The sequence below is a fragment of the Pseudoalteromonas sp. SWYJZ12 genome (assembly GCF_015864395.1).
Classification (GTDB): Bacteria; Pseudomonadota; Gammaproteobacteria; order Enterobacterales; family Alteromonadaceae; genus Pseudoalteromonas; species Pseudoalteromonas arctica.
Map to the genome: position 1 here is coordinate 66,651 of NZ_JADYXH010000016.1, position 23,854 is coordinate 90,504.

The window sequence follows — 23,854 nt, forward strand, 5'->3', positions numbered from 1 at the left end:
ATAAGGTTAGCATGCATAGTACTGTTACTGCGATTATAGACGATCTTTCGAGTGTTATATTTGGTAAACAACAACAAATAAAACTGGCACTTACATGCTTATTTAGCGAAGGGCATTTACTCATTGAAGATTTGCCTGGCATGGGAAAAACCACTCTTTCTCATGCATTGTCAGCTGTGTTAGGTTTATCGTATCAGCGTATTCAATTTACCAGTGATCTTCTGCCTGCTGATATTCTGGGTACTAATGTATTTAACTCTACCGAGCACAGTTTTACGTTTCATAAAGGCCCTATTTTTAGCCAAGTTGTTTTAGCTGATGAAATAAACCGCGCAGGGCCCAAAACACAAAGCGCGTTGCTTGAAGCAATGGAAGAGCAACAAGTAACAGTTGATGGAAAAAAATATACGCTGCCAAATCCATTTTTTGTGATTGCAACACAAAACCCGCTTTACCAATCAGGTACTTACCCGTTACCTGAGTCGCAATTAGACCGTTTTTTAATGCGTATTAGCTTAGGTTTTCCACCTAAAGAAGCCGAAAAACGCTTAATTTTGAATATGCAAAAACGAGATTACAGTCAGTTACCTAAGCGTATTAACCAACAAGAGTTAGCGGCAATTCAAACCCAGATAAGCCAAATTACTTTAAGTAGCCCGGTTATTGACTACATTATAGAGCTTGTTAATTACACACGCACAAGCAACGCTTTTGCATCTTCGTTATCACCGCGTGCCAGTATGGCTCTTGCTAAAGCGGCTAGGTCGTGGGCCTTTATTGATGGTCGTGATTTTGTAATGCCAGAAGATGTTCAAGCCGTATTTGCAAGTGTGTGTCAGCATCGTTTAGGTTTGCATAATGAGTCAGGTGAAGCGCAAGTAAACGATATTTTAAAAAACGTTTTAGTTCCGGTATAAACTTTTATGCCAAAAAAAACAGCTAAGCGCCCTTCTTTATTTAAGTCATTTAAGCGAGGTGTATTTAATAAGTTATTAAAAAATAAGCATTTAAAAAACTCAATTACACTTGAACACAGAACAATTTATGTATTGCCATCGTCCCTAGGTTGGTACTTTGTAATTGTGGCTATTTTAAACTTTGTAATGGGCATTAATTATCAAAATAACTTAATTTTAATAATGTCTTATCTTATGTTTGTGGTGATGATTATTGCTGTATTAATGGGCTACAGTAACGCTAAAGGCTTAACGGTTAAATTTAAAGATGCATTTAACAGCTACGCACCCCAAAAACCGAGTATTGTATTTGAATTACAAAGCCCTTCTGTTACCCAATCTATTAATTTAACATATCAAGGTAGTGAGCAAACTCACAAACATACCGACGAAGTTGATAGTAAACCTCAGTTACTTACACTCAACTTACCCTACAGCTCACGCGGTAAGTACTCAGTGCAACGTATTAAAATAGCGAGTAACTACCCCTTTGGCTTAATAACTGTTTGGAGCTACATTCAATTACAAACAGGTGTTTTTGTATACCCGTCGCTTGAACAAGTACACACTGATGCGCATGTTTCTATGCTTGATGAGCAAGCCGATAAAGGTATTTCTACACAATCTGGTAGCGAAGAGTTTGAGTCGTTAATCCCACACTTACCTGAAATGGGCTTGCAAAGAGTCTCTTGGAAGCATTACGCAAAAACACAGCAGTTGTTAGTTAAAGAGTTTGTAGACTTTAAAACAGCGAATGCGCTCTTCGATTTTACGTTGATGAATGGAGATACAGAACAACGTTTAAGCCAGTTATGCTTTTTAGTGTGTGAAGCAACCGAGAAAAACACCCCTTTTATGTTAAAGCTACCGAATAAAACAATAAATACAAATACCGGACAGCAACATAAGCAGCAATGCTTAGAATTATTATGCTCATTTAATGGTGGTGAGTAATGGATATAATTAAAAACGAAAAAGTAATAAATTATTCACTGTCTTTTATATATTCATGTTTAATTGTATTTTTTGTACCACATTTACCGCTTGTTTTTGTTGGTGTAGTTACACTCATTTGTGCATGGAACTTTTACATAACGCTGAGTAATAAACCAAAGCCAAATGCTTGGCTGGCAAACATACTCGCAGGTGTTTCACTTGGTTTAATGCTCTACACCGTAGGAATGTCGGATACGGTTATTTTATTTGTGGCCATGCTGCTACTTGCTAGTTTATTTAAGCTGCTGCAGGCTAAAACCAAAAAACACTATCATGTAATTACAACGCTTACGTTTTTTTCACTCTCATCGGTGTATTTATTTAACCAAAGCATTTTAACGACTTTAACTGTAAGTGGTTTATACATATTAAACTTTGCAGTACTTGGCTTACTCGAATCCAAACATAATTTAAAAATAGCCTCTAAGCAAAGTGGTAAATTACTACTTTTAGCGCTTCCTTTAGCTGTATTTTTACTGCTTTTTTTACCAAAAATGCCCGCCTTTTGGCAGCTTCCTGGGCCTAAGCTTGCAAAAACAGGGCTTTCTGAACAAGTCGATCCTTTCGATATTGCAAAGCTTTCAAACTCAGATGAACTTGTGTTTAGAGCTAAATTTAACGAAGAAAAACCTGTAGCGCCTTATTATTGGCGAGCAATAGTCCATGATGAGTTTAATGGTAATGCGTGGCTTACGTCTGACTTTTTAAAATATAATAATGTAAAAACAAATACGCAGAGCGAAAATGATGAGCAACTTATTGCAAGCTACTCAGTTATTACAGAGCCTGCTACACAAAAATGGCTCTATGGTTTAGCGTATTCCAGTAGTAACTCACCAAATGTTGAAGGTAATTCGCTAGGTTTATTGCGTAAAAAAAGTCGTCAAGCTAAAAACTTACAATACGATGTAAATAGCTTTAACTTTACAACTTTACCGCTTGGCGAATTTGAAGAAAAACGCTACAAATACCTCGCTTATAAAAAGAATGTAAAAACATCATCACTTGCTAAAAACTTAAAGCAAGATACACACTCTGACCGCGATTTTTACAATAGCTTATTACAATACTTTGCAGGTACAGGATTTACTTATACGTTAACACCCACTCCGATGAGCGGCGATAACACCATTGATCAATTTTTATTTGAAAACCAACGTGGATTTTGTGGCCACTATGCCAGTGCCGCTGCGTACATTTTTAGAACCGCAGGTATACCCGCTCGATTAGTAAGTGGTTATTTAGGCGGTGAATTAAATCAAGATAATAATACGCTAACAGTTCGCCAGTACGATGCGCATGCGTGGGTAGAAGTATATTTACAAAACGAAGGTTGGGTTATTTTTGATGCAACCGCTGTTGTCGCACCGGAGCGTTTAAATGGCTCGCTTTCGCAAAACGAAGAGCTGAATGACGAATTTAAAAGTAATCTTGATTTTGGTTTAGTGAGTTTAAGTAATTTCCCCGCTATTAATTGGTTAAGGTTGGAACTTGAAAATCTCGATTATCAATGGTCTAGCTGGGTACTTGGTTTTGACGAAGAAAAACAAAATGATTTTTTAAAATCAATTTTTGGTAGTAAAAACATTTGGCTTGTACCATTAATGGTTTTATTAACAGCTGGTTTTTGTTTTGTAGGTTATTTTGTTTATTTAAACTTACCAAAACGCCCGGCTAAATTAGCGCCTATGGTTAAAGAATTTTATGAAGTAAAAGCATGGGCTAAAAAACAAAAAATAAATACACCCGATAATTTAACACCGAGTCAGCAGTTACATTTTTTTGCTGATCAACTTCCTCGTTCTGCACAATCTATAAACACATTTAGTCAGTTATTTAACCAAGTACGCTATGGTAAAAAACCTTTTACGAAAGAGCGTAAAACTCAGGCTAAAGATCTGATAAAATTAATTAAAATTTCCAAATAGAGAATACTATGAATGCTGTTGTTATAGGCGTTATTTTAATGCTCGGGCTATCTCTGGCTCGCGTTAACGTCATTGTTGCCATGATCATAAGCGCGTTAGTTGCTGGTTTAACCGCAGGCTTGGGTATAAAAGAAAGTGTTGATGCATTTAATTCTGGCCTTTCTGCCGGAGCTGAAATTGCTCTAAGTTATGCCATGCTCGGTGCTTTTGCCGTTGCAATTTCTAAGTCGGGTTTAACACGCATTCTCGCTGATAAGTTACTTATTAAAGTAAATGCTAAAGGCAGCGGGAATGAAACATTTTTAAGTTACTTCATTTTATTAATTATTTTAGGTTGTGCGATTTCTTCGCAAAACTTAGTCCCTGTACACATAGCGTTTATTCCTATTTTAATCCCACCGTTACTCGTTGTTTTTAATCAGTTAAGATTAGACAGGCGTGCTATAGCGTGTATTTTAACATTTGGATTAGCAACCTCTTATATGGTGTTGCCTTATGGTTTTGGTGGTATTTACTTGTATTCTATTTTACATAAAAATCTAGTTGATAACGGCCTAGACATTGTAAATACACAAGTCCCTATGGCGATGATAATTCCTGCATTAGGTATGTTTATTGGATTACTTATTGCGGTATTTATTACCTACAAAAAACGTCGCGAATACACAGAGCTCCCATTAACAACTCAGAGTAAATCGGCTGAGGTAGAAAACCCTAAAAAAGTAATGATTGTAGGGCTATGTGCGGTACTTGCCTCACTTGTTGCACAAAACCTAAGTGGCTCAATGATTTTAGGCGGTTTAGTAGGTGTAATGATATTTAGTGTATTTGGTGTAGTTAAGTGGGAAGAAAACGGCGACGTATTTAGTAAAGGCGTTGCAATGATGGCCATGATTGGTTTTATTATGATATCGGCACAAGGCTTTGCATCGGTTATGCAGGCTACTGGCGACGTAGCGAGCTTAGTACACAGCACAGCCGCCATTTTTGATGGTAATAAACCCCTTGCCGCCGGTGTTATTTTGTTGGTCGGGTTATTAATTACAATGGGAATTGGTAGTTCGTTTTCGACAGTGCCTATTATTGCAACTTTGTTTGTTCCTTTGTGTTTAGATCTTGGCTTTTCGGTTATGGCTACCGCTGCACTTGTTGGTACTGCGGGCGCTTTAGGTGATGCAGGCTCCCCTGCTTCAGACTCAACGCTTGGCCCAACATCAGGTTTAAATGCCGATGGCCAGCACGACCATATTAGAGACTCTGTTATTCCAACGTTTATTCACTTTAACATTCCGCTGCTGATATTTGGCTGGATTGCAGCAATGGTGCTTTAAGTAGTATGCATGTAAGTATTCGTAAATTTAATTAAAAGCTAAATGTAACTAAAAAGGTATGTTTAAAGCATACCTTTTTTGCTTCTAACAATTCTTATCCCTATCAATTACTCCTCTATTTTGATTACTTTAGTAGTAAATATTAATTGCGCTGTTGAGATTATATCTACTAGAGGTTTAGTATGATGTGTTCTTTTGGTATTTTATATAAGCACCAACTAAGGTGCTTATATAATTTTATTTTACCGTGTATTTAAAGCTTTAAATTACTCAAAACCATAAATCATTTTATCGCATACAACCGGTGTCGGTCTGTGATTATCATCGACTGCAACAAACGTAAAGCTACCACTAATAGCAGAGTGCTTATCATCTCTGTGCATAGTTTCTAATAGTATATCTACATCAACTTTTAAGCTGGTGTTACCTACATGCACTACTTTAGCTATTAATTCTGCAAAAGTACCAGCTGGTATCGCTTCTTTAAAATCGACTCTATCAGAGGATATGGTAACCAAAAGTTTACGACAAAAACGAGTAGCAGCTATAAATGCCACTTCATCCATCCACGCCAGTGCATCACCACCAAATAAAGTATTGTGATGATTGGTACGCCCTGGAAACACAGTTTTAGTTACCGATGTGGTTGAGTCTTCAATACGCTGAGCAATTATTGCATCGCGATTTACGTCAGTCATAATCTCTACTTTTTGTTTGCTAATGTATCTTGCATTAGTAATGCAGGATCAAGGCGTTCGCCTTTCCAGTTAAAACGCCAATCTAGGTGAGGACCTGTTACACGCCCTGTTGCACCAATTTCAGCCACTTTGTTACCTTGCTTAATTTTGTCACCTACTTTTACATCAAGCTTACTTAAATGAATGTAAGTTGAGGTAATACCATGGCCATGATCAATAATTAATGTACCGCCTGAGTAGTATAAATCAGGTTCAGAAAACACCACGGTACCACTAATTGGCGCGTAAACAGGAGAACCTGTTTTATTAGCGATGTCTAAGCCAAAGTGCGGACGACGAGGCTCGCCATTAAAATAACGCTGACTACCATAAACACCCGATATACGCCCTTCTGCAGGCTTTAACACAGGGTCTAAAAAGTACAGTAAATCAGAGTCAACTTCTCTCGCTTTACGCACAGCAACTGCTTCGCGGCTTATACGTGCACTGACTTCTTTTGCCGGTGAAACATACTTCTTAGCCACGCCGGTAATTTTATCAATTTCATATTCACGCTTAGTGATAGCTAGCGGCTGAGAATGCGATTTACCCGTGTTATCTACCCATTTTAAAGTATGAGTAGTATCAGCGTCACGCCCAAAACCAAATACAAAGTCACCATTTGGCGAAAGTTTTAAGCTTTTGCCATCTAAGCTTACTGAATTAGCGTTTTCTAGCTTTCCAGTAACTAAACCGCCTTGTGTTAAATGCCCTTTTAACTCAAGCGCCATAGCACTAAAGCTAGCAGAGGCAACAAGCGCTGTTGCTAAAAGTGTTTTAAACATAGCTAATCGATCCTTTTCCAACACCTTCATAAGCGGTCACTTTCACTGCTTTTTCTGGGTATTGGGCTTTAATTTGGCCAGCTACATGTTCAGCAATACATTCTACAGTGGTATCTACTGGTAAAATATCGCAACGGGATTCGCTAATCGCCATTTCAAAATAACCTTGGGCCGATGTATAAGCAAAACATACGTCATCCGCTTTGGCTGTTATATACTTTAAATCGGTGCCGCGTATTTGATCTTCACTGGTGGCTAAGTAAATATCTTCCCACTTTTGAGACCATTCTTTTTGCAAGCGCGGCATAGAGATGCCATCTAGGCTAATACCAATTTGAGAACGATGCCCATGAATAATACGCTGGCAATTACCGTCGTGCTTTTTAAGGCCATGGCTGTAATGATAGTAAAAGCTTTGGCTGTGCTCAGGCTTAAGAGACAGCTCAATTTTTTCAATGTTATCTGGTAGCTTCGGTAAAATAGTCGCAATTAAAAATTCAGTAACTGATTCAACCGTTACTTCGTCTGCGTTAATCATGCAATAAGCTTGATGAGGAGCGCTCATAGCTAAGTGGTTGTTTTCACCAAATGTACAGTCGAGTGTTTTATGCTCGTTAAATTCAGATACAGTGCCATTAAGGCCCGTAGGAATTGCTAATCGGTGATCAATACACTCATCTATAATGCCTTTAATTTGCTTTTTAACTAAACCAAAGTCTAAAACCATAGACTCTTCGTTAAGTTTACCGTGCAAAGTTAAATCAACAATCCAGCTCTCGCCAACGGCGCCACGTTTGTTACATAAGTAAGAAAAATCAATCACAGTTAGTGAGTTAACAAAAAGGATCATAAACTTCCTTTAGACTGGTTATAAGACAGCGCTAATTATAATGATTTCTGATTGTAATTGCGCGGTTTTATAGTGCAAAAACCAATCGCGCTGATTGATTGGTGATTTTATATGCAATATTTTGATTTTTTAACTGCTCCGAGTTGTTTAGCGTACAAGTGTACGCTAAAGTACTTGGCAATTTCTAAGCGAAGATAAGTGTTATGGAACCTAAAAATAGCTATACAAAAGAAGATTTGATCCTGTGTGGTCAAGGTGAAATGTTTGGTGAAGGCAACTGCCGTTTACCAAGTGACAACATGTTAATGATGGACCGCATTACCTCTATTACTGCTGATGGCGGAATTCATGGTAAAGGCGAGATTATTGCTGAGCTTGATATTGACCCTAGCCTGTGGTTTTTCGATTGTCATTTTAAAGGCGACCCAGTAATGCCAGGTTGTTTAGGATTAGATGCTATGTGGCAACTAGTTGGCTTTTACTTAGGTTGGTCTGGTGGCCCTGGTCTTGGCCGTGCGCTAGGTGTGGGTGAAGTTAAATTTACTGGCCAAATTTTACCAACTAATAAAAAAGTAACTTATCGTCTTGTAATGAAACGCGTAATTAAACGTAAATTGTTTATGGGCGTTGCTGATGGCACTGTAGAAGTAGATGGCCGAGTAATCTACGAAGCAAAAGATTTAAAAGTGGGCTTATTCCAAGACACTAGTGCGTTTTAATTTTTAAATGCACAAACAAAAAGGCCTCCAATATGGAGGCCTTTTTGCTTAAATTCGATTATTGATTTTAGGTTTTGTACATGTTGCGATTTTCTATCGCCTCACGCCAGCCACCTAACCACTCCGATTTTGGATCTACTTGTTGATAAGGGCATAGCTCTTTTGAGCGACCTGCTAAGCCTGCTTTAAAACCTTGAGAATGAGCTCTTTCTAAACGATCTCTTTTCTGTCTCTTCATCGGTAATATCCTCACCTTTTTATTTATATATTGTGTAGCATTAGTGAAATCTACATTTAATGAATAGTTAATAAAAATGTAAAATTCAAATTGTAAAAGCAATTAAATTGTTTGACTTTAACTAAGCTGCTGATGCAAAAATGAATTAACATTTAAAAAAGTAAGTGGTCATACAACATTTAATTTGACCGGTTCGTAATAACAAATTGGCGATGTAATAATCGCTAAAAAGCACTTGTGTGCTTTAATTGTGACCGACTAATATTGACTAAGTTCCAAACAAAAATGTAATCGTGACACTTTTATTTCATTAATCTTAAATTAGTAGCCCGCCCCTAAATTTGAACTATTTTTAAACAATTTAAATTTATACTTGATTATTTAAAGTCGATCGGTCTAATATAGGTTCATGAACAAAAATACATCAACACCAATACGCCGTGGTCGCCCACCAAAAATAGCCAGAGAAAACGCCGATACAAAAGCGTTACTTATTCGCACGGGCCTAGAAACCCTGACTGAATTTGGTTTTAGCGCCACGGGGCTCGATACTATTTTAAAAAAAGCGGCTGTACCTAAAGGCTCTTTTTATCATTACTTTAAAAGTAAAGAAGCCTACGGTATTGCGTTAGTTGATGCATACGACAGTTATTTTATTGCCAAGCTTACCCATTACCTACAGCAAGAAGATGTTCCCCCACTTGAGCGAATCGTTAACTTTACTCAAAGCGCAATTAAAGGAATGAAAAAATACGATTACAAACGTGGGTGTTTGGTCGGTAACTTAAATCAAGAGCTTAATCATTTAAGTGACGAGTTTAAAACCAGATTAATGCAAAGCTACACCGCTTGGCAAAACCATGTAGAGGTTTGCTTAAACCAAGCTAAGCAACAAGGCACTATTGCAAGCCATGTAAATACAAAATTGATGAGTGAGTACTTTTGGATTGGTTGGGAAGGTGCTGTTATGCGCGCCAAGCTCACAAAATCAAATACTCCACTTACTTTGTATACAGAAATGTTTTTACGCGCATTATTAACTTAATGCGTTTTTATTTACCAATTAAAAGACGATCGGTCTAAAAGGATATCCTATGAGTAACCCAATTAAAGCCATTGTTATTAATAAAGAAGATAATAACTATAGCGCTTCATTATCAACTATCGAAAATAGTGATTTACCAAACGAAAACGTATCTATCGACGTTCTATACAGCACACTTAACTATAAAGATGGTTTAGCAATTACTGGTAAAGGCCCCGTTGTACGCAGTTTTCCTATGGTGCCAGGTATTGACTTAGTGGGTACGGTTACAAATTCCACCAGCGATGAATTTAAAAACGGCGATAACGTAATATTAAATGGCTTTGGTGTAGGTGAAAAATATTGGGGCGGGCTTGCTCAAAAAGCAGCACTTAATAGCGATTGGTTAATCCCCTTGCCTTCAGGTATTTCACCAAAACAAGCAATGCAAATAGGCACTGCGGGTTATACCGCCATGCTAAGTGTTATAGCACTTCAAAAACAAGGTATTACGCCTGAATCTGGCGAAATACTGGTAACTGGTGCTAATGGTGGCGTAGGCAGCTTTGCTATTTATTTACTAAACCAACTTGGGTTTAACGTAACAGCGGCAACGGGTCGATTAGATCAAAGTGAGTATTTAAAAGAGTTAGGCGCTTCACAAATAATTGACCGAAATGAGCTTTCAAACCCGGGTAAGCCTTTGCAAAAAGAGCGATTTGCAGCGGCAATAGATTCGGTAGGTAGCCATACACTTGCCAATATTTGTGCATCATTAAAATATGGTGGCGTAGTAACCGCCTGTGGACTCGCACAAGGTATGGATTTACCAGCATCTGTAGCACCCTTTATATTACGTGGCATATCTCTTATAGGAATTGATAGCGTAATGCGCCCTAAAGCAGACAGAATTGAAGCATGGGATCGTTTAGCTAAATTAGTAAGTGCTGATTATTTAGATAAAATTTCGACAGAAATATCACTTGAACACGTAATTGATAACGCAGAGCAACTTATGGAAGGTAAAATTCGTGGCCGTGTTGTAGTTAATTGCCAAAGTTAAGCTATTTACTCTGTTAAAGCCCCGTTATTAAATTTATAATGCAATTTGTATTTTAATAACGAGGCAACACCTATGAGCAACCAAGAACTTTTCAGTAATAACCCACTGCAAGGCGTAAAATTAGAACAAGTGGTTGAAGAGCTGGTTGAACAATATGGGTGGGAACTCCTACACGCTTATTTACAACTTAACTGCTTTAAAAACAATCCTGATGTTAAGTCTGCGGTTAAATTTTTACGTAAAACACAATGGGCACAAGAAAAAGTAGATAACTTTTACCTTTATCGTCTTAAAAACTTACCTAAGCCTGATGATGTTCAATACGAATTACCGCCACGAGATCGTGTGATCCCAGCTGATCATAAACCGGGTGAACCGTGTGAACTTAGTTTTGTTGATGCTAAACGTATTGTAGAGAAAAAAGAATCTAAGCAACGTGCTCGCGATCGTAAGCAGCGTTCTAATTCTAGTAACCCTTGGGGTAACTAAAAACTTACTAATTTAAGGTTGAAGAGCTGTTTATAAATAGCTCTTCTACTATCTTCTCATTAACTTCAATTATATCCGCCTTACATAGCCAATAAATAACAATTAGTACCCTCGGTTTTTCCAAAAATCTGTTTCGGTGCGCTCTGCCTCTAATGCCACATTAAAAGTTTTATCAGCAATGATTTTTCCATTTAGTTCAATCGTCATTCGCCAATCACCCAATTTATTTTCTATCGGCAGCCAAAGTGTATCGCCTAAATAAAAGTTCCAATCACTGTTTTTAACGTATACATCGCCTTCAAAAGGGTCCATTACATCACCGTTACTACCTGGAATATCAGGATGGTAAATACAATAATGAAGCTTTTCGCCTTTACCTTTTTTGATATTTACGATTAAGCCAAACTCAATATCTACCTCAGCTATTACATTTGTTGTAAATTGCTCTATTTGTGGCAACGCTTTACTTTCGCTATCCCACTTAGAGTAAATACCGTGACTTTGAAGCGTCACTACAGGTTTTATTTTAGCCATTAAGGTAGCCTTTTATATTAGCTATTTTGGCATTAGTTTAACTTTTTGAAATTTTAAAATAAAACACAATCTCATAAAGTTAAATCTCAACTTAGCTTTAATACTCCGCCTATTTACATAATTGCTAATTTGTCATCATTGTTTACACACTATTTGCACAATTGCTGATTATTGTTTGAGTAACTTAATTGATCAGGTAGGCAGCAATGAAACAATACGCACTTAATAATAAAAATCGAAATAGGATAAATGCTTTAAAGCTCACTTCTCTTGCTTTAATTGTTTCATCGTTAGTTGCATGTGGAGGTGGAGAAGGCATAGCTGATAGCTCAGCAACTACAGAAAGCTCATCACAAACCACCACAGATAATGGCACAGGTACCAGCAGTTCAACCCAAAGTGTACTTTGTGAATATAGCTACAGTGAATATAACGAGTCAGAGTCAGTACAAGCCACCAGCGCTGCAGATTGGTCATGCACAGGAACTACACGCGACTTAGTAGCTAATGGCATACCCGATCACGAAGTAGGCACATTCCCTAATGCCGACAACCCAAATACTATTTCTGAGCAATCAGTAAATGAAAGCTACACACTTGAGCCTATAGAAACAACACAAGCAACCATGCTTGGTGGTCCTCGTGGAATGATAGGCGTTGTACTTAATGGCATTAAAATAGACGCTGGTACAGGCGGAAGTTGTGATGATTCTGGAACCGATTGCGATTTAGGCGACAATAGCGGCAACTGGAATATAGAAGCCCTAAGCCAAGACACGTTTAGTTTTGGAACAGACGACAACAATGCACACGTACAACCCGATGGTACATATCATTATCATGGTATGCCTGAAGGCTTTGTAGCACTGCGAGGTGGCAATAGCACTACTATGACTCTAATAGGCTGGGCAGCAGACGGCTTTCCTATTTATGCACGTTACGGCTATTCAGACTCAAGTGATGCAACTTCAGCGCTAACAGCAATGACCGGTAGCTACCAACACGTAACATCCATAAGCGCAAACCGCCCTTCTACCGATATATACCCATTAGGTACATTTGCACAAGATTGGGAATACGTAGCAGGCTCTGGTGATTTAGATGAATGTAATGGCCGCGTTGGTGTAACGCCTGAGTTTCCTGATGGGATATACCACTACTACGCAACAGACACTTACCCGTTTTTTCAACGCTGTGTTAAAGGCGAAGTTTAGTTAGGAGTAAGCTATGTCTTATATAAAAATAGGTCTACTGAGTATGACTACTTTGGGTTTGTTGATTATGCCAAATTTAGCAAACGCGCATTTAATGGTTGCAGATCACGGTACGCTGAATTTTGTTGATAATAACGTGTTTATTGTGCTTTCAATCCCTATGTCGGCTTTTAAAGGGGTTGATGAAGATAAGGATGGCAAAGTATCAATAATTGAGTTTAATGCTCATAAAAAACAAATAAGTAAGCGAGTTAAAAAGAACGTTTATTTAGCGGATCATCAGTATAAATTTACTATTGACGGACTTTTGCTAAATCCAGAAGCGTCGCATACACATAAAAGCGACAATATAGACCAAGTAACCATTACTGGGCGCTACTCTTTGCCCAGTAAATTAACCAAAGTTAACTTTAACGTTAAGCTATTTAGTAACAATGAGCACAAGCAGCATTATCAAATAACAGCGACTAATAAAACGCAAAAACTTACTCATCAATTTGAGCTATCACCAACGTCGCCCTTTAGTAATGTGTTTTAATAATTAGTAATACTTACCTAATAATTAAGTGACAAAGAGTACAAGTTAAACAAACTTATGCTCTTTTTTTATCTTTGTCTTTTCATTCAGCACTCTTAATTTAAGTACTTTCTATAAAGATACAAGCTTAGGATTTTTAGGAAAGTAATGCTCTTCTTGCTGCTCACATAAACTAAACTCACGGGTGTTTTTATATGGGAGTTTCATAAAGCCCGCAACACCCACGTCCGTAATATTTACCGCGTATTGCATTAGTTTATTAAGAAGGCGTTTAAACTCAACCTCTTTACTCGAATCGAGTAAGCGGTAGTAATGGTGAATCTTCATTCTGTCCGGCAGTGCTTCAAAAATAATACACCCCGTATGATGAATTTGGTTAAGCTCAAATACGCACTTAATAACTTTTTTAGGTAGCTGTAGTTGCTCATCAGGGTCTTTACCGTCTTCAAAGTATGAATGCGGGCGGGTTATGTCGTTTGCCTTCATGCTTACAACTTCGTATTCAAGCTCTGGTAGGCTATCAAACTTAAATGCACCCGTGCCATCTCGCTCTAGTTGAATGGTTTTACGGGCATCAAACAAACAACACTTAAATAACCCTTTTTGATTAATCGCTTGCGCAAGCATCACCGTGTTATTAATTGCATCACTAAACGCATCACCCAATGATTCGTCATGCATAATTAAAGACGATTCAACAAACATCGACTCATCCTTCCAATGAAAACTAAGCCCACCAACAACAGGGTACTTAGCTAATCGGCTTATTGATGCTAAAAATGCTTTTTCGTTATCGCCTGTATCAAACAAAAACTCTTTATAATAACGGTCAAGTTGCGCGTCGTTTATATCTAGTAATTGCTGATTATGATCGGCCTGGCGTAAAAACTGTTTTCGTGAACTATATACCACCGTGTCGGGCTGCTCGGCCTTGCCATACCAAAAAGGGATATCTGCTTTTTTTTGTTTTTTATCAAGCTCAGGTAAATACGCTTTAGCCATAGTTGTAATGTTACGCATAAAGTAATCACCGGCACCATCACGTTGTGCCTTACTTTTAGATAGCATGCCATCAATCACTTTAGCCAGTTCTTTTGGGAGCCCTAAGCTGCTTGCAGGGATGGCTTGCGCACCAAAGCGACACGACTGCGCCGACGCTAGCGCATACAACGTAGCGGCTACACCTTGTTCGTCAAATCGTGGGGATGACTGCTCCCCCGACATTTGTGCTTCACCAATAAAGTACACATCGCCCATACGCGCATTAGTTGTACTTAAATCGCCCGACATTAAATCCATAAAGTTACTCGCAACAGGGTTACCATCGCTATCGAGCTGTGCATACACAGAGCTTCCCCAATCCACTAACGACAGCGCATCAGTGTTTGCATCCCATACAAGGTTTGAAGGCTTTATATCGCCATGCACTATAGGTTGTGGGCTAACGCCATTTTTATGGCTACGTAAATCAACCAACACATTACGTAACCTAACAGCTAGCGTCATTATTTGCGCGGCACTAAAGCGCCCTGTTTTAAGCGATACTTTTTCAAGGTCTTCGCCAATGGCGCGCGCCATCATTAAAATCCCTTGTTTTTTAATTCGCTCAAAAGCATAAAAGGTAGGCACTAAGGGGTTATTAATTTGCGAAAGCATATACGCTTCGTCTTCTAAGCGGTCGCGTACACTTTGGGCAAGCGTAATACGCGAAAACTTAAATACCCAAGGTAAGCCGTTATCGTCATCACCTGCAAACACAAAACCAAAAGCACCTGAGCCAATCATTTCAACGTTTTTGTAGCCCAGCAGTGTTAACTGCTTAATACAAATATTAAGCCACTGGCGGTGTTTTTTAGCATCGCGGTGCGAAAGCAAATAAACAGATTGCTCTTCGTTGATATAAAAGTTGCGGATTTCTTTGGCTTTCAATACGGGTACTCAAATTTATAAAACTAACTAATTATTAGTTTTATATAATGAGATTACAATAGGTTAAATAGGAGTTTTGAAATCGTTGAATAAAACAGCGCTAAAGTAGCGCCAGAACAGTAAATTTAAGTGTAAACGTTAAAGCTCAAAGCAAGCTTTTTACAGTGCACTGTATATAAACACAGTGCACTGCTTTTTACTAACTTTCAATAACACGAAGCTGCTTAATTGATGACACAGCTATGTGCGTTTGATAATAATATTTATTAGTGACTCTACCACGGCTCATAAAATCGATAGTTACTCGTTTAGCTTCGCCTGTTACTTCTATTGTTTTATCAATAAAAAAGGTGTCTGCTGGTTGTCCGTATTTACTTTGAAGCTCTGCTACCACATTAGGCTGTATTGATACCGTAATTGAACGCCTGTCGCGATAATCAGTTTCTGTATTTAAATACAACCAACTCCCCTGAGCTCCCGCCGCTTTAATATGAAACTGGTAAGTGCCAGCAACACCCTTTGGTGCACTTTGCTCAGTTAAAGCGATAAGGTTCATATTTGCAGCCGTACTTTGGCTCATTTCAATTTTATGGGGAACAGAACTACATGCACTAAGCGTTAGCACACTTAGTAAGGCTAGATATTTCAAGACACAATTTCCTTGTTTCTTACACCAATTCGCATAATTAAGTAATCTATTTTGAGACAAGAAAATCGTGTTGATAACAAAGCAAAAATTTCGTTATTGAGTTGTTCTATATCAAAAATTTTTAATGCAGTTAGCGATTTAATCCCTTAAATTGATTAACTATTATTGAGAATTGGTATTATGCATTATTAAAAATATGTAGCGTTAATGATACCACTTTATGCAGCCATGTTTCTATAATCAATCCAAACAATTAGTTAGCGGGTATTAAGGTGCATTGCGCTGAGAAGGATCTGTTTTAAAGCTTTTTAGTAAACTTTGCGGGTCAACCACCTCGGTATGCTCTTTAGCAGCCTGCGCCCACCATATTAGTTGGCTAAACGTGCGTGAGAAATAATTAAACCACGATGATTGACTCTCTCCTGCAACAGGTTTGCCATCCTCACTAAACACATCTTGCGCTTTTGGCACGTGGATCATCGCCGATACCGGCAAACAGCCAAGTTCAGATAAAAATGTGCGCATACTAATGGCCGCTCTTACGCCACCCCACTGTCCTGCTGAGTAAGTTACTATTGCACTTGGTTTATACGAAAATAGTGAGCTACCAAAATGATTAAGTAAGTCAGCGAGGGCTGGACTCATGCTGTGATTGTACTCAGGGCTAATCATTATATAACCATCTGCGGCTTTAATTTTATCAGCTAAAAGAGTGAGCTCTGTAGGTGCATTACTTTTAGCGTATGCAAAATGTGGTTTAAATACGTTTTCGCTAGGAAAATCCAACGCATCAATTAGCTCAAACTCATGATCGCCAAAATGCTCTGTTAAGCATTCTATACAAGCACTAGAAACCCTTAAGCCCAAGCGAGCTGGTTTTGGTGGAGTGCTATCGCGTACTGTGCCTAAAAATACTAAAAACTTCATATGTAATTCTCAACTTTTTTAAACGATAGCTAAACACTAACATTTTTTAGTTATTGTGTATTACACATACGCATAGTTTATTGATTCAAAGCATAATAATAATTAAATTTAAAACTGAAATTTAGCAACAACCGCGCCGTTAAACATACTTTATCGTGTGTTACTATTTGCTCCTAAGATCTATTTAATCATGCAGCAAGGGTTTTACCAATGGGCTCTGAACTGCCTAAAAGTAAAACACACTGCTTCAAACTCAACCTTGAAAAAGCACGCCCTAGTATTGATAACTTATCCCTACACCACCCCAAAATATATTTCGAAGTGTCTCGTCACCTGTAAAGCGTTTTTCATCTTTATTAACGGCAATGCTATAGCTTGTATATGTGTATAAGGCTAACTGATTAAAAAGCTGATACGACAAGTTTGCAGTAAACTTTACGTTGTTAATTCCGTTGTGCCCATCATTAACATACCCCGCATTAAACCCCGCGCCCGATTGAATATCTACTGATAGTAAATCGTTAATATAAAAATCTTTTTTTACTGCCATCTCCAAAAATGTACCGCTGGCATCAAATGAATGATAAACACTACTTAATAACTGAATATCGTCTGCATAAAAATACGCAAAGTCGAGGCTTAGCTCATTATCGTGAGCATCAATGCCTTCTTCACGAGCTTTAATATAGTTATAACCTACATACATCTCTATCCGCTCAGATAAGTGAGCGGTATAAATAGCATTTAAATTCAGCTCTGAATAATCACTACTAATACCTTTTGCCGCCCAAGGGATCACCGCAAAGTTTTTATAATTAAACTCAGTAGCAATTGATGCAATACCATTACCGGCAAGGTTATCCCGACCTTCGGTTACATATCGGCTTTCCCATAATGGGTGAATATGTAAATCAAACTCTTTATTTTTATAATTTACGTCAGTATTGGTATGCTTAATATTTCCGCCTACGCCCACTTCAAGCTCTTGATAGTGCTCTTGTGTTTTTGCTTGTGCGTAAGCTGTATTTACTCCCGCTAGAGTCGTAATAACAAATACATATTTTAAATAGTGAGTCATTTATTAAGTCCAAAACCATCATAAATGGTAAAAAGTGGCGCATAGTATTGTTATAAAACGTGTTAGCGCAATAAATGGATGCATATATATTGTTTTATTTATTAGATTTGAAGTATTTACTAAGTATTACCCATAAACTACAAGTTGCAATTAGCTCGGATTTCAACCAACAAACCAAAGCTATATACGCACCGAGCAATGCTCTAGCAGGTACTTAATTTAATAGTTCAGATGATAGTTATAGTACTCACGGTGAGGTGTTCCCTATTGCAAAAACAGGAAAAGTATAAGTAGGAAGTGTAAAAAAGTGCGGTAAAGGGGAAAACTATAAGCAGCAATAACTCATTAAGCTGCTTATTATTCTTAAAATTATTAACCTAATTTGTTCGCCAGTTTAGTGATTTAAATAAGCCATAACGGCAATGAGTGCAACATAAAAACAAAAACCGAGTAAGAAGATTAAGTCGACTCTTCTAGCTTTACTCGCTTTATAAGATGCAAAATCCTTAAACTCGCTTTTATACTGCCCCAACGTTACCACTTTTAATAGCAGCCAACCGGTCGAGTAAAATAAAAAACTCAAACCAGTTTCAACAATTAGCCAAATAAAAATCTCAAAAGCAATACTCATAAACTATGTCCATTAGTTTGGAATGCAAAAACTATATCAGCTATGTGTTTAAAATACAGCCGACTAAGTTAATTAAGGTGTAACAGTAAATTTCGTTAAACCTATTAACTGACCTGATTCGGTGACTACTTTTACTTGCCACTTACCAACAGAGTCTTTAGGAAAGTTTACTTTGTGTGTCCACGCTCTATAACCTAGCTCTCTCCCGCCGTTTATATTTAACGTGATCCGATCAACTTCTTTTTTATTATGAAGCCACACATGAAATATTTTTTCATTTAAGCCTCTTGGTGCTTTAACAGCAGTCCAACTATATAAACCTTGATGGTGCAGTGTATAAGAGTCTAACTGTTTAATACTCCCTACTGGCTTTTTATGCTGTAAATCAACTTCATGAGCTAACGTAATATCGGTTAATCGCAGCGCAGCAGGAGGCACATAGCTCCTTAATTGCCACACAGCAGTGCTCAAAGCACATAAAATCAATACAAGAATAGGAAAACGCCACCAGCGTGCATTAGGCATTAAATTGTTTAAACTCGGTAGAGTAACCACTACAGCCGTTACAAGGGCTGCAGCTAAACTTTGGCTCGTTGTAAGGTTTAACAAAATAGGTAAGGTAACAAGTAAAACAACGAATAAAGCAAAGTTATGAAACACACTAAATAGCGTACGGTTTTTAGCAAGCTTCTTATAATAAAAGGGGTCGATTACCGATATAACCGCACATAACACAATGAGGGAGGTAAAAAATGCTTGAGGATGATCCCACTGTGTAACCGCTAAAAAAAACGGCAAAGCAAAAAATAAGCTTTCTTGTTGCACCATTTGCAGAGCAAAACGCATTACATTAGGAGATACAGCCACACCAAATTTTTCTTCTACTTTGTCTCGTAGCCAATTATCAATAATTAGCCACAACCAACTAATAAGTAAAAATATCGCAATAACTTGCGAAAAAGACTCTTTTCTATCTACAAGAGCAAAGCTGGCAACGCCCGACAAAAACGCCAACACGGCCAATAATCCAGGCCGCTTTTGCATCGCGCTTATAAATTTAGCGATTATATTTTTACAGTAATCCATGTATGAGTGTTTCCGTACGGGTACGTACTTTATTATTTTTATTCAGAGTAAGGTTAGTTTAACCAAGTTTAAATGAACAACAGATAGACGGATGGATTTAAACGCGCCATTTAACAGTACATCAAACTAACCATTTTAATTAAATAAAAGCCCAGCATAGCGCGTCATTGGTACGTTTATTAATTTTTGTAACGCATGCGCTTTTGCAAGTAATTCATCTTCACTAAGTGCAGGCATTTTATTGTTAAAAGCGAACACAATTTTATTACCGCCTTCAATAATAAAACTAAGAATCTTTCCTGCAAATTCTTTCTCAAGTAGTTGATCGAACGCTTCTCTTTGCCCAACTTTGGTATGGCAAATATTAAGTACTAAAACACCATCAAAAGTGAGCGCATTTTTACAATCGCGTAAGTAGGATGATTGCACCTGATCTGACTCCATCCCTTCTGAGCTATATAAATCAGAAAAAATAACATCCGTTTTTATCTGCGTTTTTTTCATGTAGTTTGCCGCATCATCAATGTGAATAAACAAACGTTCTGACACAGGAACTTCAAAATATTTTATAGCCATATCAGCAACGGCTTTACGGTACTCAACGGTATGTATAGTCAGTGCAGGAAATGCATGATAAAGACTTTTTGCTATAGAGCCCGCCCCAAGTCCCATTATCATCGCGGTTTTTAAATTGGGTATAAAAAAAAGCGCAGCCATCATCGCTTGCGTATAAGCTAAACTTAACCCGTTAATATTATTTAATTTAATACAGCTTTGATAAATTTTTCCGTCAAAGCTGAGAATTAGATTCTTTTTTGTTTGATATACATAAACAGGGCCATGCTCATCAATAGTTGATGCAATACAAGTGCCTTTGATATCCACGAATACTCAATAGGTGAGGTGATGAAAAATGAGTATAACTTAGTTAACGTACTGCCATTGCTATTAATATGATTTATAGCGCTTTTATTAATTTACAAGCATTTATATACGTACTCAAAAAGGTCGGTTTATTATTCAGATCAGCTGAAGTGTCTGGCTTCATAGCTAATTAAAACTTATCCAGTGATGACTCTTAGTAAAAACAACGACTTAACATACTGAAATTTGGCTAATGTACTGTTATAGCTATAAAAAACCCCTTTGAATATTCCTCATGTTCAACATGAATAAAGTGCACACCACCAACAAAGAAGTCTAAACGGCTAAACATCCATCCTTTATTTTTACCGATTTATGCCTTTTTCTCGCCAATTGCTACGTAATCGAATTTAACAATAATGATTAATGAATATGACTCATGTTTTATGTGAAATTAAACCGTTTTTCTTCATATACCAATCAACGTATAAATTACTCATCCCTTAGCGCTAAACACTATTACTAACAACTTAAGGCCGCTGAATAACAAACCAGCATACTAAGTTAAAAGGCTAATAAAGCGCAGAGCATCAATCAGGTTTAAATTATAAAATTGGATATAAACACGATGAAAAAAGATTTTACATTTAATATTAAGAGCGTTTCACTCGACGAAAATTATCATCCATCAACTAATACGCGTATCACAACCAACTTTGCTAATTTAGCCAGAGGTGAATACCGCAAAGCAAACTTGCGTAACGCCTTAAACATGATTAATAACCGTTTTAACGCCCTAGCCCACTGGGATAACACCAAAGGTGAGCGTTATGCTGTTGAGCTTGAAATTGTGTCTGTTGAGATAGGTATTGAAGACGGCGGCGAAAGCTTCCCCTCTATCGAAATATTAAAAACAAATATTGTTGACCATAAAACAAATAAGCGTATTGAAGGCATTGTAGGAAACAACTTTTCATCGTATGTGCGCGACTACGACTTTAGCGTACTTCTACAAGAGCACAATAAAGGCAAGCCTCAATTCAGCATTCCAGATGACTTTGGGGTTTTACATGGCAAGCTATTTCAGTCATTCGTAAATTCTGATACATACAAACAAAACTTTAAAAAACCACCGGTTATATGCCTAAGTGTGTCAGATAACAAAACCTACAACCGCACCGAAAACCAACACCCGGTACTTGGCGTAGAATACGAACCAAATGAATCGTCTTTAACTGAGCAATACTTCAAAAAAATGGGCTTGCAGGTACGTTACTTTATGCCGCCAAATAGTGCAGCGCCTTTGGCATTATTTTTCTTTGGTGATTTACTTAATGATTACAGCAATCTTGAGCTTATAAGCACCATTAGTACGATGGAAACGTTTCAAAAAATCTACAGACCAGAGATTTATAATGCCAACGCAACAGCGGGTAAATCATATAAACCAAACTTAAAAAACTTGGACCACTCACTAACGCAAATTGTGTATGACCGAGAAGAGCGCGGCAAGTTAGCAAACGAGCAAGGCAAGTTTGCACAAGAGCATTTTATCAAGCCGTACCAAACAGTTCTTGAGCAATTCTCTACTAGCTATCTGTCATAACAACTAATAGTAACAACCAGTAATAACGCGCTTAACGATACGTTTAATAATTTACTAAAATATACGGCATTATTTATTATGAAAAAATTACTACCTACATCTACCGCTGGCAGTTTACCTAAGCCTTTATGGCTTGCAGAGCCAGAAACACTTTGGTCACCTTGGAAATTACAAGGTGATGAATTAACCCAAGGAAAACACGACGCCCTACGCTTGTCATTATTCGACCAACAACAAGCAGGTATTGATATTGTTAGCGATGGTGAGCAAACAAGGCAGCATTTTGTAACTACATTTATAGAGCACCTAAACGGTGTTGACTTTGAAAAACGTAAAACAGTAAAAATTCGTGACCGATACGACGCAAGTGTACCCACTGTCGTGGGCCCTGTTAGCCGTCAAAAGTCTGTGTTTGTTGAAGACGCTAAATTTTTACGCAACCAAACCAAACAACCTATTAAATGGGCATTGCCAGGCCCAATGACAATGATAGACACGCTTTACGACGATCATTATAAAAGCCGCGAAAAACTAGCGTGGGAATTTGCCATAATTCTCAATCAAGAAGCAAAAGAATTAGAAGCCGCAGGCGTTGATATCATCCAATTTGATGAGCCCGCGTTTAACGTATTTTTTGATGAAGTGAACGACTGGGGAATCGCCTGTTTAGAGCGCGCAATTGAAGGGCTTAAATGCGAAACCGCAGTGCATATTTGCTATGGCTACGGCATTAAAGCCAATACAGATTGGAAAAAAACACTAGGAAGCGAATGGCGACAGTACGAAGAAGCATTCCCTAAGCTTCAGCAATCTAATATCGATATTATCTCACTAGAGTGCCATAACTCGCATGTACCAATGGATTTACTAGAACTCATTCGCGGTAAAAAAGTAATGGTAGGCGCAATTGATGTAGCAAATCATACTATCGAAACGCCAGAAGAAGTAGCAAGTACGCTACGTAAAGCGCTGCAATTTGTAGATGCCGACAAACTCTACCCGTGTACAAACTGCGGCATGGCTCCACTACCTCACCATATAGCCAGAGGTAAACTAAATGCCTTGAGCGCTGGAGCTGAAATTATAAGAAAAGAATTATTAGAAAAGAACTAGAAAAGTAGCTTTGAAATACAAATTATAAACAATAACAACTGTCGCACCATGTCATAGTAAAATCCATAAACATGGTGCGTTAGTTAAAATTTAAAGCACAAAGTTTAGGTTAGATACTTAATTGTTTTTTATTAAAAAGCTCTAACCTCTTTTTTGAAAAATCGATAACTGCTTGATATTGAGTAAAAAAGGGAGAACCTAACAAGCCATGTACTCCCTTTTCACCACCCGCTACCTGAACATGGTCAAGATTAAGTGACACAAAGTCAGGACTTTCAAACAAGGCATTTCCAAACTCAATTGAATCAACTTCTATATCTCCCATAGCGTGATCCGAAGTGCCTAAGCCTGCTAACTAAACAAGACACCCACTCTATTTTTAATCTGGCTATTCACTTTTAGGTTGAGAATTTATCTTTTAATATTGGGTTACTTTTATTTCATCCATTAAATAAGTCATTAGCACGTTAAAACCTGAATTACACGCATGATAATAACTACATAATTGCAGTTATAATGTTTACTGAATGGTTTTACTGAGTAGCTTAAGTATTATGCGAGTAGCTTTT

General features: G+C 37.7%; 24 protein-coding genes and 1 pseudogene. 12 read left to right on the plus strand and 13 right to left on the minus strand.

All coding sequences use genetic code 11. The features are described 5' to 3' along the window. Positions 1-11 precede the first annotated feature (11 nt). Genes I6F42_RS15420 through I6F42_RS15435 form a run of 4 tightly spaced genes read left to right on the plus strand, consistent with a single transcriptional unit; the run spans position 12 to position 5,211 of the window. A complete protein-coding gene (locus tag I6F42_RS15420; protein ID WP_197152712.1) occupies positions 12-917 on the plus strand; it encodes a MoxR family ATPase in 906 nt (301 codons plus the stop codon). Positions 918-923: 6 nt separating this feature from the next. Next, entirely contained in the window at positions 924-1,910 is a 987-nt protein-coding gene (locus I6F42_RS15425; protein WP_197152714.1) for a DUF58 domain-containing protein, read from the plus strand. Next, entirely contained in the window at positions 1,910-3,880 is a 1,971-nt protein-coding gene (locus tag I6F42_RS15430) for a DUF3488 and transglutaminase-like domain-containing protein (protein WP_197152716.1), read from the plus strand. Before I6F42_RS15425 ends, I6F42_RS15430 begins: the two co-directional genes overlap by 1 nt. An 8-nt stretch (positions 3,881-3,888) precedes the next feature. Further along, complete coding sequence (locus I6F42_RS15435) at positions 3,889-5,211, plus strand: Na+/H+ antiporter family protein (RefSeq protein WP_197152717.1); 1,323 nt, start codon at positions 3,889-3,891, stop codon at positions 5,209-5,211. 266 nt (positions 5,212-5,477) lie between these two features. On the opposite strand, the gene I6F42_RS15440 is transcribed toward I6F42_RS15435, so the two are convergent. The 3 genes from I6F42_RS15440 to I6F42_RS15450 are packed head-to-tail and all read right to left on the minus strand — an operon-like array spanning position 5,478 to position 7,583. After that, on the minus strand, positions 5,478-5,909 hold the full coding sequence (locus tag I6F42_RS15440; RefSeq protein WP_197152718.1) for an acyl-CoA thioesterase: 432 nt from the start codon (positions 5,907-5,909) through the stop codon (positions 5,478-5,480). 5 nt (positions 5,910-5,914) lie between these two features. Continuing rightward, on the minus strand, positions 5,915-6,733 hold the full coding sequence (locus tag I6F42_RS15445; RefSeq protein ID WP_197152719.1) for a M23 family metallopeptidase: 819 nt from the start codon (positions 6,731-6,733) through the stop codon (positions 5,915-5,917). Continuing rightward, positions 6,726-7,583, minus strand: coding sequence for a 6-carboxytetrahydropterin synthase (locus I6F42_RS15450; RefSeq protein WP_197152720.1), 858 nt, complete (start codon positions 7,581-7,583; stop codon positions 6,726-6,728). Before I6F42_RS15450 ends, I6F42_RS15445 begins: the two co-directional genes overlap by 8 nt. A gap of 203 nt (positions 7,584-7,786) precedes the next feature. On the opposite strand from I6F42_RS15450, the gene fabA reads away from it, so the two are divergent. Further along, positions 7,787-8,302 (plus strand): bifunctional 3-hydroxydecanoyl-ACP dehydratase/trans-2-decenoyl-ACP isomerase, encoded by a 516-nt coding sequence (gene fabA, locus I6F42_RS15455; protein WP_197152721.1) that lies wholly within the window; start codon positions 7,787-7,789, stop codon positions 8,300-8,302. A 67-nt stretch (positions 8,303-8,369) separates the two neighbouring features. On the opposite strand, the gene rmf is transcribed toward fabA, so the two are convergent. Then, positions 8,370-8,540 carry a ribosome modulation factor gene (rmf, locus tag I6F42_RS15460; protein ID WP_002960897.1) on the minus strand — a complete coding sequence of 57 codons (171 nt, stop codon included), beginning with the start codon at positions 8,538-8,540 and terminating at the stop codon, positions 8,370-8,372. 409 nt (positions 8,541-8,949) lie between these two features. Here rmf and I6F42_RS15465 point away from each other — a divergent pair, with 409 nt between their 5' ends. From I6F42_RS15465 to I6F42_RS15475, 3 genes are all read left to right on the plus strand, one after another. Next, the gene (locus I6F42_RS15465; protein ID WP_007582758.1) at positions 8,950-9,585 is read left to right on the plus strand and encodes a TetR/AcrR family transcriptional regulator; all 636 of its coding nucleotides are present in this window, start codon (positions 8,950-8,952) and stop codon (positions 9,583-9,585) included. Positions 9,586-9,634: 49 nt separating this feature from the next. Further along, a complete protein-coding gene (locus tag I6F42_RS15470; protein WP_197152722.1) occupies positions 9,635-10,627 on the plus strand; it encodes an MDR family oxidoreductase in 993 nt (330 codons plus the stop codon). 72 nt (positions 10,628-10,699) lie between these two features. Beyond that, complete coding sequence (locus tag I6F42_RS15475) at positions 10,700-11,116, plus strand: VF530 family DNA-binding protein (RefSeq protein ID WP_007582761.1); 417 nt, start codon at positions 10,700-10,702, stop codon at positions 11,114-11,116. A gap of 102 nt (positions 11,117-11,218) precedes the next feature. On the opposite strand, the gene I6F42_RS15480 is transcribed toward I6F42_RS15475, so the two are convergent. Next, positions 11,219-11,650 (minus strand): DUF3859 domain-containing protein, encoded by a 432-nt coding sequence (locus I6F42_RS15480; RefSeq protein ID WP_169060966.1) that lies wholly within the window; start codon positions 11,648-11,650, stop codon positions 11,219-11,221. 206 nt (positions 11,651-11,856) lie between these two features. Here I6F42_RS15480 and I6F42_RS15485 point away from each other — a divergent pair, with 206 nt between their 5' ends. Together I6F42_RS15485 and I6F42_RS15490 are read left to right on the plus strand one after the other, a co-directional pair. Next, complete coding sequence (locus I6F42_RS15485; RefSeq protein WP_197152723.1) at positions 11,857-12,864, plus strand: YHYH protein; 1,008 nt, start codon at positions 11,857-11,859, stop codon at positions 12,862-12,864. A 13-nt stretch (positions 12,865-12,877) separates the two neighbouring features. Then, a complete protein-coding gene (locus tag I6F42_RS15490) occupies positions 12,878-13,402 on the plus strand; it encodes a hypothetical protein (protein WP_197152725.1) in 525 nt (174 codons plus the stop codon). A 111-nt stretch (positions 13,403-13,513) separates the two neighbouring features. Here I6F42_RS15490 and I6F42_RS15495 read toward each other — a convergent pair whose 3' ends face one another. The 7 genes from I6F42_RS15495 to I6F42_RS15525 form a co-directional block, all read right to left on the minus strand. Further along, positions 13,514-15,331: a serine/threonine protein kinase gene (locus tag I6F42_RS15495; protein ID WP_169060968.1), complete on the minus strand. Its 1,818-nt coding sequence runs from the start codon at positions 15,329-15,331 to the stop codon at positions 13,514-13,516. A 199-nt stretch (positions 15,332-15,530) separates the two neighbouring features. Further along, positions 15,531-15,980: a hypothetical protein gene (locus tag I6F42_RS15500; protein WP_007582766.1), complete on the minus strand. Its 450-nt coding sequence runs from the start codon at positions 15,978-15,980 to the stop codon at positions 15,531-15,533. A 267-nt stretch (positions 15,981-16,247) separates the two neighbouring features. Continuing rightward, entirely contained in the window at positions 16,248-16,907 is a 660-nt protein-coding gene (locus tag I6F42_RS15505; RefSeq protein ID WP_101163864.1) for an NADPH-dependent FMN reductase, read from the minus strand. Between the two features lie 274 nt (positions 16,908-17,181). Next, a complete protein-coding gene (locus tag I6F42_RS15510; protein WP_197152726.1) occupies positions 17,182-17,985 on the minus strand; it encodes a hypothetical protein in 804 nt (267 codons plus the stop codon). A 394-nt stretch (positions 17,986-18,379) separates the two neighbouring features. Next, entirely contained in the window at positions 18,380-18,616 is a 237-nt protein-coding gene (locus I6F42_RS15515) for a hypothetical protein (protein ID WP_154903149.1), read from the minus strand. A gap of 72 nt (positions 18,617-18,688) precedes the next feature. Then, a complete protein-coding gene (locus I6F42_RS15520) occupies positions 18,689-19,702 on the minus strand; it encodes a DUF5924 family protein (RefSeq protein ID WP_182769203.1) in 1,014 nt (337 codons plus the stop codon). A 135-nt stretch (positions 19,703-19,837) separates the two neighbouring features. Beyond that, on the minus strand, positions 19,838-20,587 hold the full coding sequence (locus tag I6F42_RS15525) for an ATP-binding protein (protein ID WP_197152727.1): 750 nt from the start codon (positions 20,585-20,587) through the stop codon (positions 19,838-19,840). Positions 20,588-21,194: 607 nt separating this feature from the next. Between I6F42_RS15525 and I6F42_RS15530 the strand changes: the two genes are divergently transcribed. Both I6F42_RS15530 and I6F42_RS15535 read left to right on the plus strand, forming a co-directional pair. Continuing rightward, positions 21,195-22,172, plus strand: coding sequence for a DUF1852 domain-containing protein (locus I6F42_RS15530; RefSeq protein WP_024599076.1), 978 nt, complete (start codon positions 21,195-21,197; stop codon positions 22,170-22,172). A 78-nt stretch (positions 22,173-22,250) separates the two neighbouring features. Continuing rightward, positions 22,251-23,285: a methionine synthase gene (locus tag I6F42_RS15535; protein ID WP_197152728.1), complete on the plus strand. Its 1,035-nt coding sequence runs from the start codon at positions 22,251-22,253 to the stop codon at positions 23,283-23,285. 109 nt (positions 23,286-23,394) lie between these two features. On the opposite strand, the pseudogene I6F42_RS15540 reads toward I6F42_RS15535, so the two are convergent. Beyond that, positions 23,395-23,637 (minus strand): annotated as a pseudogene (locus I6F42_RS15540) (hypothetical protein); the annotation flags it as partial. Positions 23,638-23,854: the final 217 nt, after the last annotated feature.

What these genes read in the sequence shown, in the direction of transcription:
- I6F42_RS15490 (WP_197152725.1), top strand. Translation starts at nt 12,878, where the DNA reads ATGTCTTATATAAAAATAGGTCTACTGAGTATGACTACTTTGGGTTTG.
- I6F42_RS15480 (WP_169060966.1), bottom strand. Translation starts at nt 11,650, where the DNA reads ATGGCTAAAATAAAACCTGTAGTGACGCTTCAAAGTCACGGTATTTAC.
- I6F42_RS15450 (WP_197152720.1), bottom strand. Translation starts at nt 7,583, where the DNA reads ATGATCCTTTTTGTTAACTCACTAACTGTGATTGATTTTTCTTACTTA.
- I6F42_RS15420 (WP_197152712.1), top strand. Translation starts at nt 12, where the DNA reads ATGCATAGTACTGTTACTGCGATTATAGACGATCTTTCGAGTGTTATA.
- fabA (WP_197152721.1), top strand. Translation starts at nt 7,787, where the DNA reads ATGGAACCTAAAAATAGCTATACAAAAGAAGATTTGATCCTGTGTGGT.
- rmf (WP_002960897.1), bottom strand. Translation starts at nt 8,540, where the DNA reads ATGAAGAGACAGAAAAGAGATCGTTTAGAAAGAGCTCATTCTCAAGGT.
- I6F42_RS15535 (WP_197152728.1), top strand. Translation starts at nt 22,251, where the DNA reads ATGAAAAAATTACTACCTACATCTACCGCTGGCAGTTTACCTAAGCCT.
- I6F42_RS15470 (WP_197152722.1), top strand. Translation starts at nt 9,635, where the DNA reads ATGAGTAACCCAATTAAAGCCATTGTTATTAATAAAGAAGATAATAAC.
- I6F42_RS15505 (WP_101163864.1), bottom strand. Translation starts at nt 16,907, where the DNA reads ATGAAGTTTTTAGTATTTTTAGGCACAGTACGCGATAGCACTCCACCA.
- I6F42_RS15425 (WP_197152714.1), top strand. Translation starts at nt 924, where the DNA reads ATGCCAAAAAAAACAGCTAAGCGCCCTTCTTTATTTAAGTCATTTAAG.
- I6F42_RS15530 (WP_024599076.1), top strand. Translation starts at nt 21,195, where the DNA reads ATGAAAAAAGATTTTACATTTAATATTAAGAGCGTTTCACTCGACGAA.
- I6F42_RS15520 (WP_182769203.1), bottom strand. Translation starts at nt 19,702, where the DNA reads ATGGATTACTGTAAAAATATAATCGCTAAATTTATAAGCGCGATGCAA.
- I6F42_RS15440 (WP_197152718.1), bottom strand. Translation starts at nt 5,909, where the DNA reads ATGACTGACGTAAATCGCGATGCAATAATTGCTCAGCGTATTGAAGAC.
- I6F42_RS15430 (WP_197152716.1), top strand. Translation starts at nt 1,910, where the DNA reads ATGGATATAATTAAAAACGAAAAAGTAATAAATTATTCACTGTCTTTT.
- I6F42_RS15445 (WP_197152719.1), bottom strand. Translation starts at nt 6,733, where the DNA reads ATGTTTAAAACACTTTTAGCAACAGCGCTTGTTGCCTCTGCTAGCTTT.
- I6F42_RS15475 (WP_007582761.1), top strand. Translation starts at nt 10,700, where the DNA reads ATGAGCAACCAAGAACTTTTCAGTAATAACCCACTGCAAGGCGTAAAA.
- I6F42_RS15510 (WP_197152726.1), bottom strand. Translation starts at nt 17,985, where the DNA reads ATGACTCACTATTTAAAATATGTATTTGTTATTACGACTCTAGCGGGA.
- I6F42_RS15515 (WP_154903149.1), bottom strand. Translation starts at nt 18,616, where the DNA reads ATGAGTATTGCTTTTGAGATTTTTATTTGGCTAATTGTTGAAACTGGT.
- I6F42_RS15485 (WP_197152723.1), top strand. Translation starts at nt 11,857, where the DNA reads ATGAAACAATACGCACTTAATAATAAAAATCGAAATAGGATAAATGCT.
- I6F42_RS15435 (WP_197152717.1), top strand. Translation starts at nt 3,889, where the DNA reads ATGAATGCTGTTGTTATAGGCGTTATTTTAATGCTCGGGCTATCTCTG.
- I6F42_RS15465 (WP_007582758.1), top strand. Translation starts at nt 8,950, where the DNA reads ATGAACAAAAATACATCAACACCAATACGCCGTGGTCGCCCACCAAAA.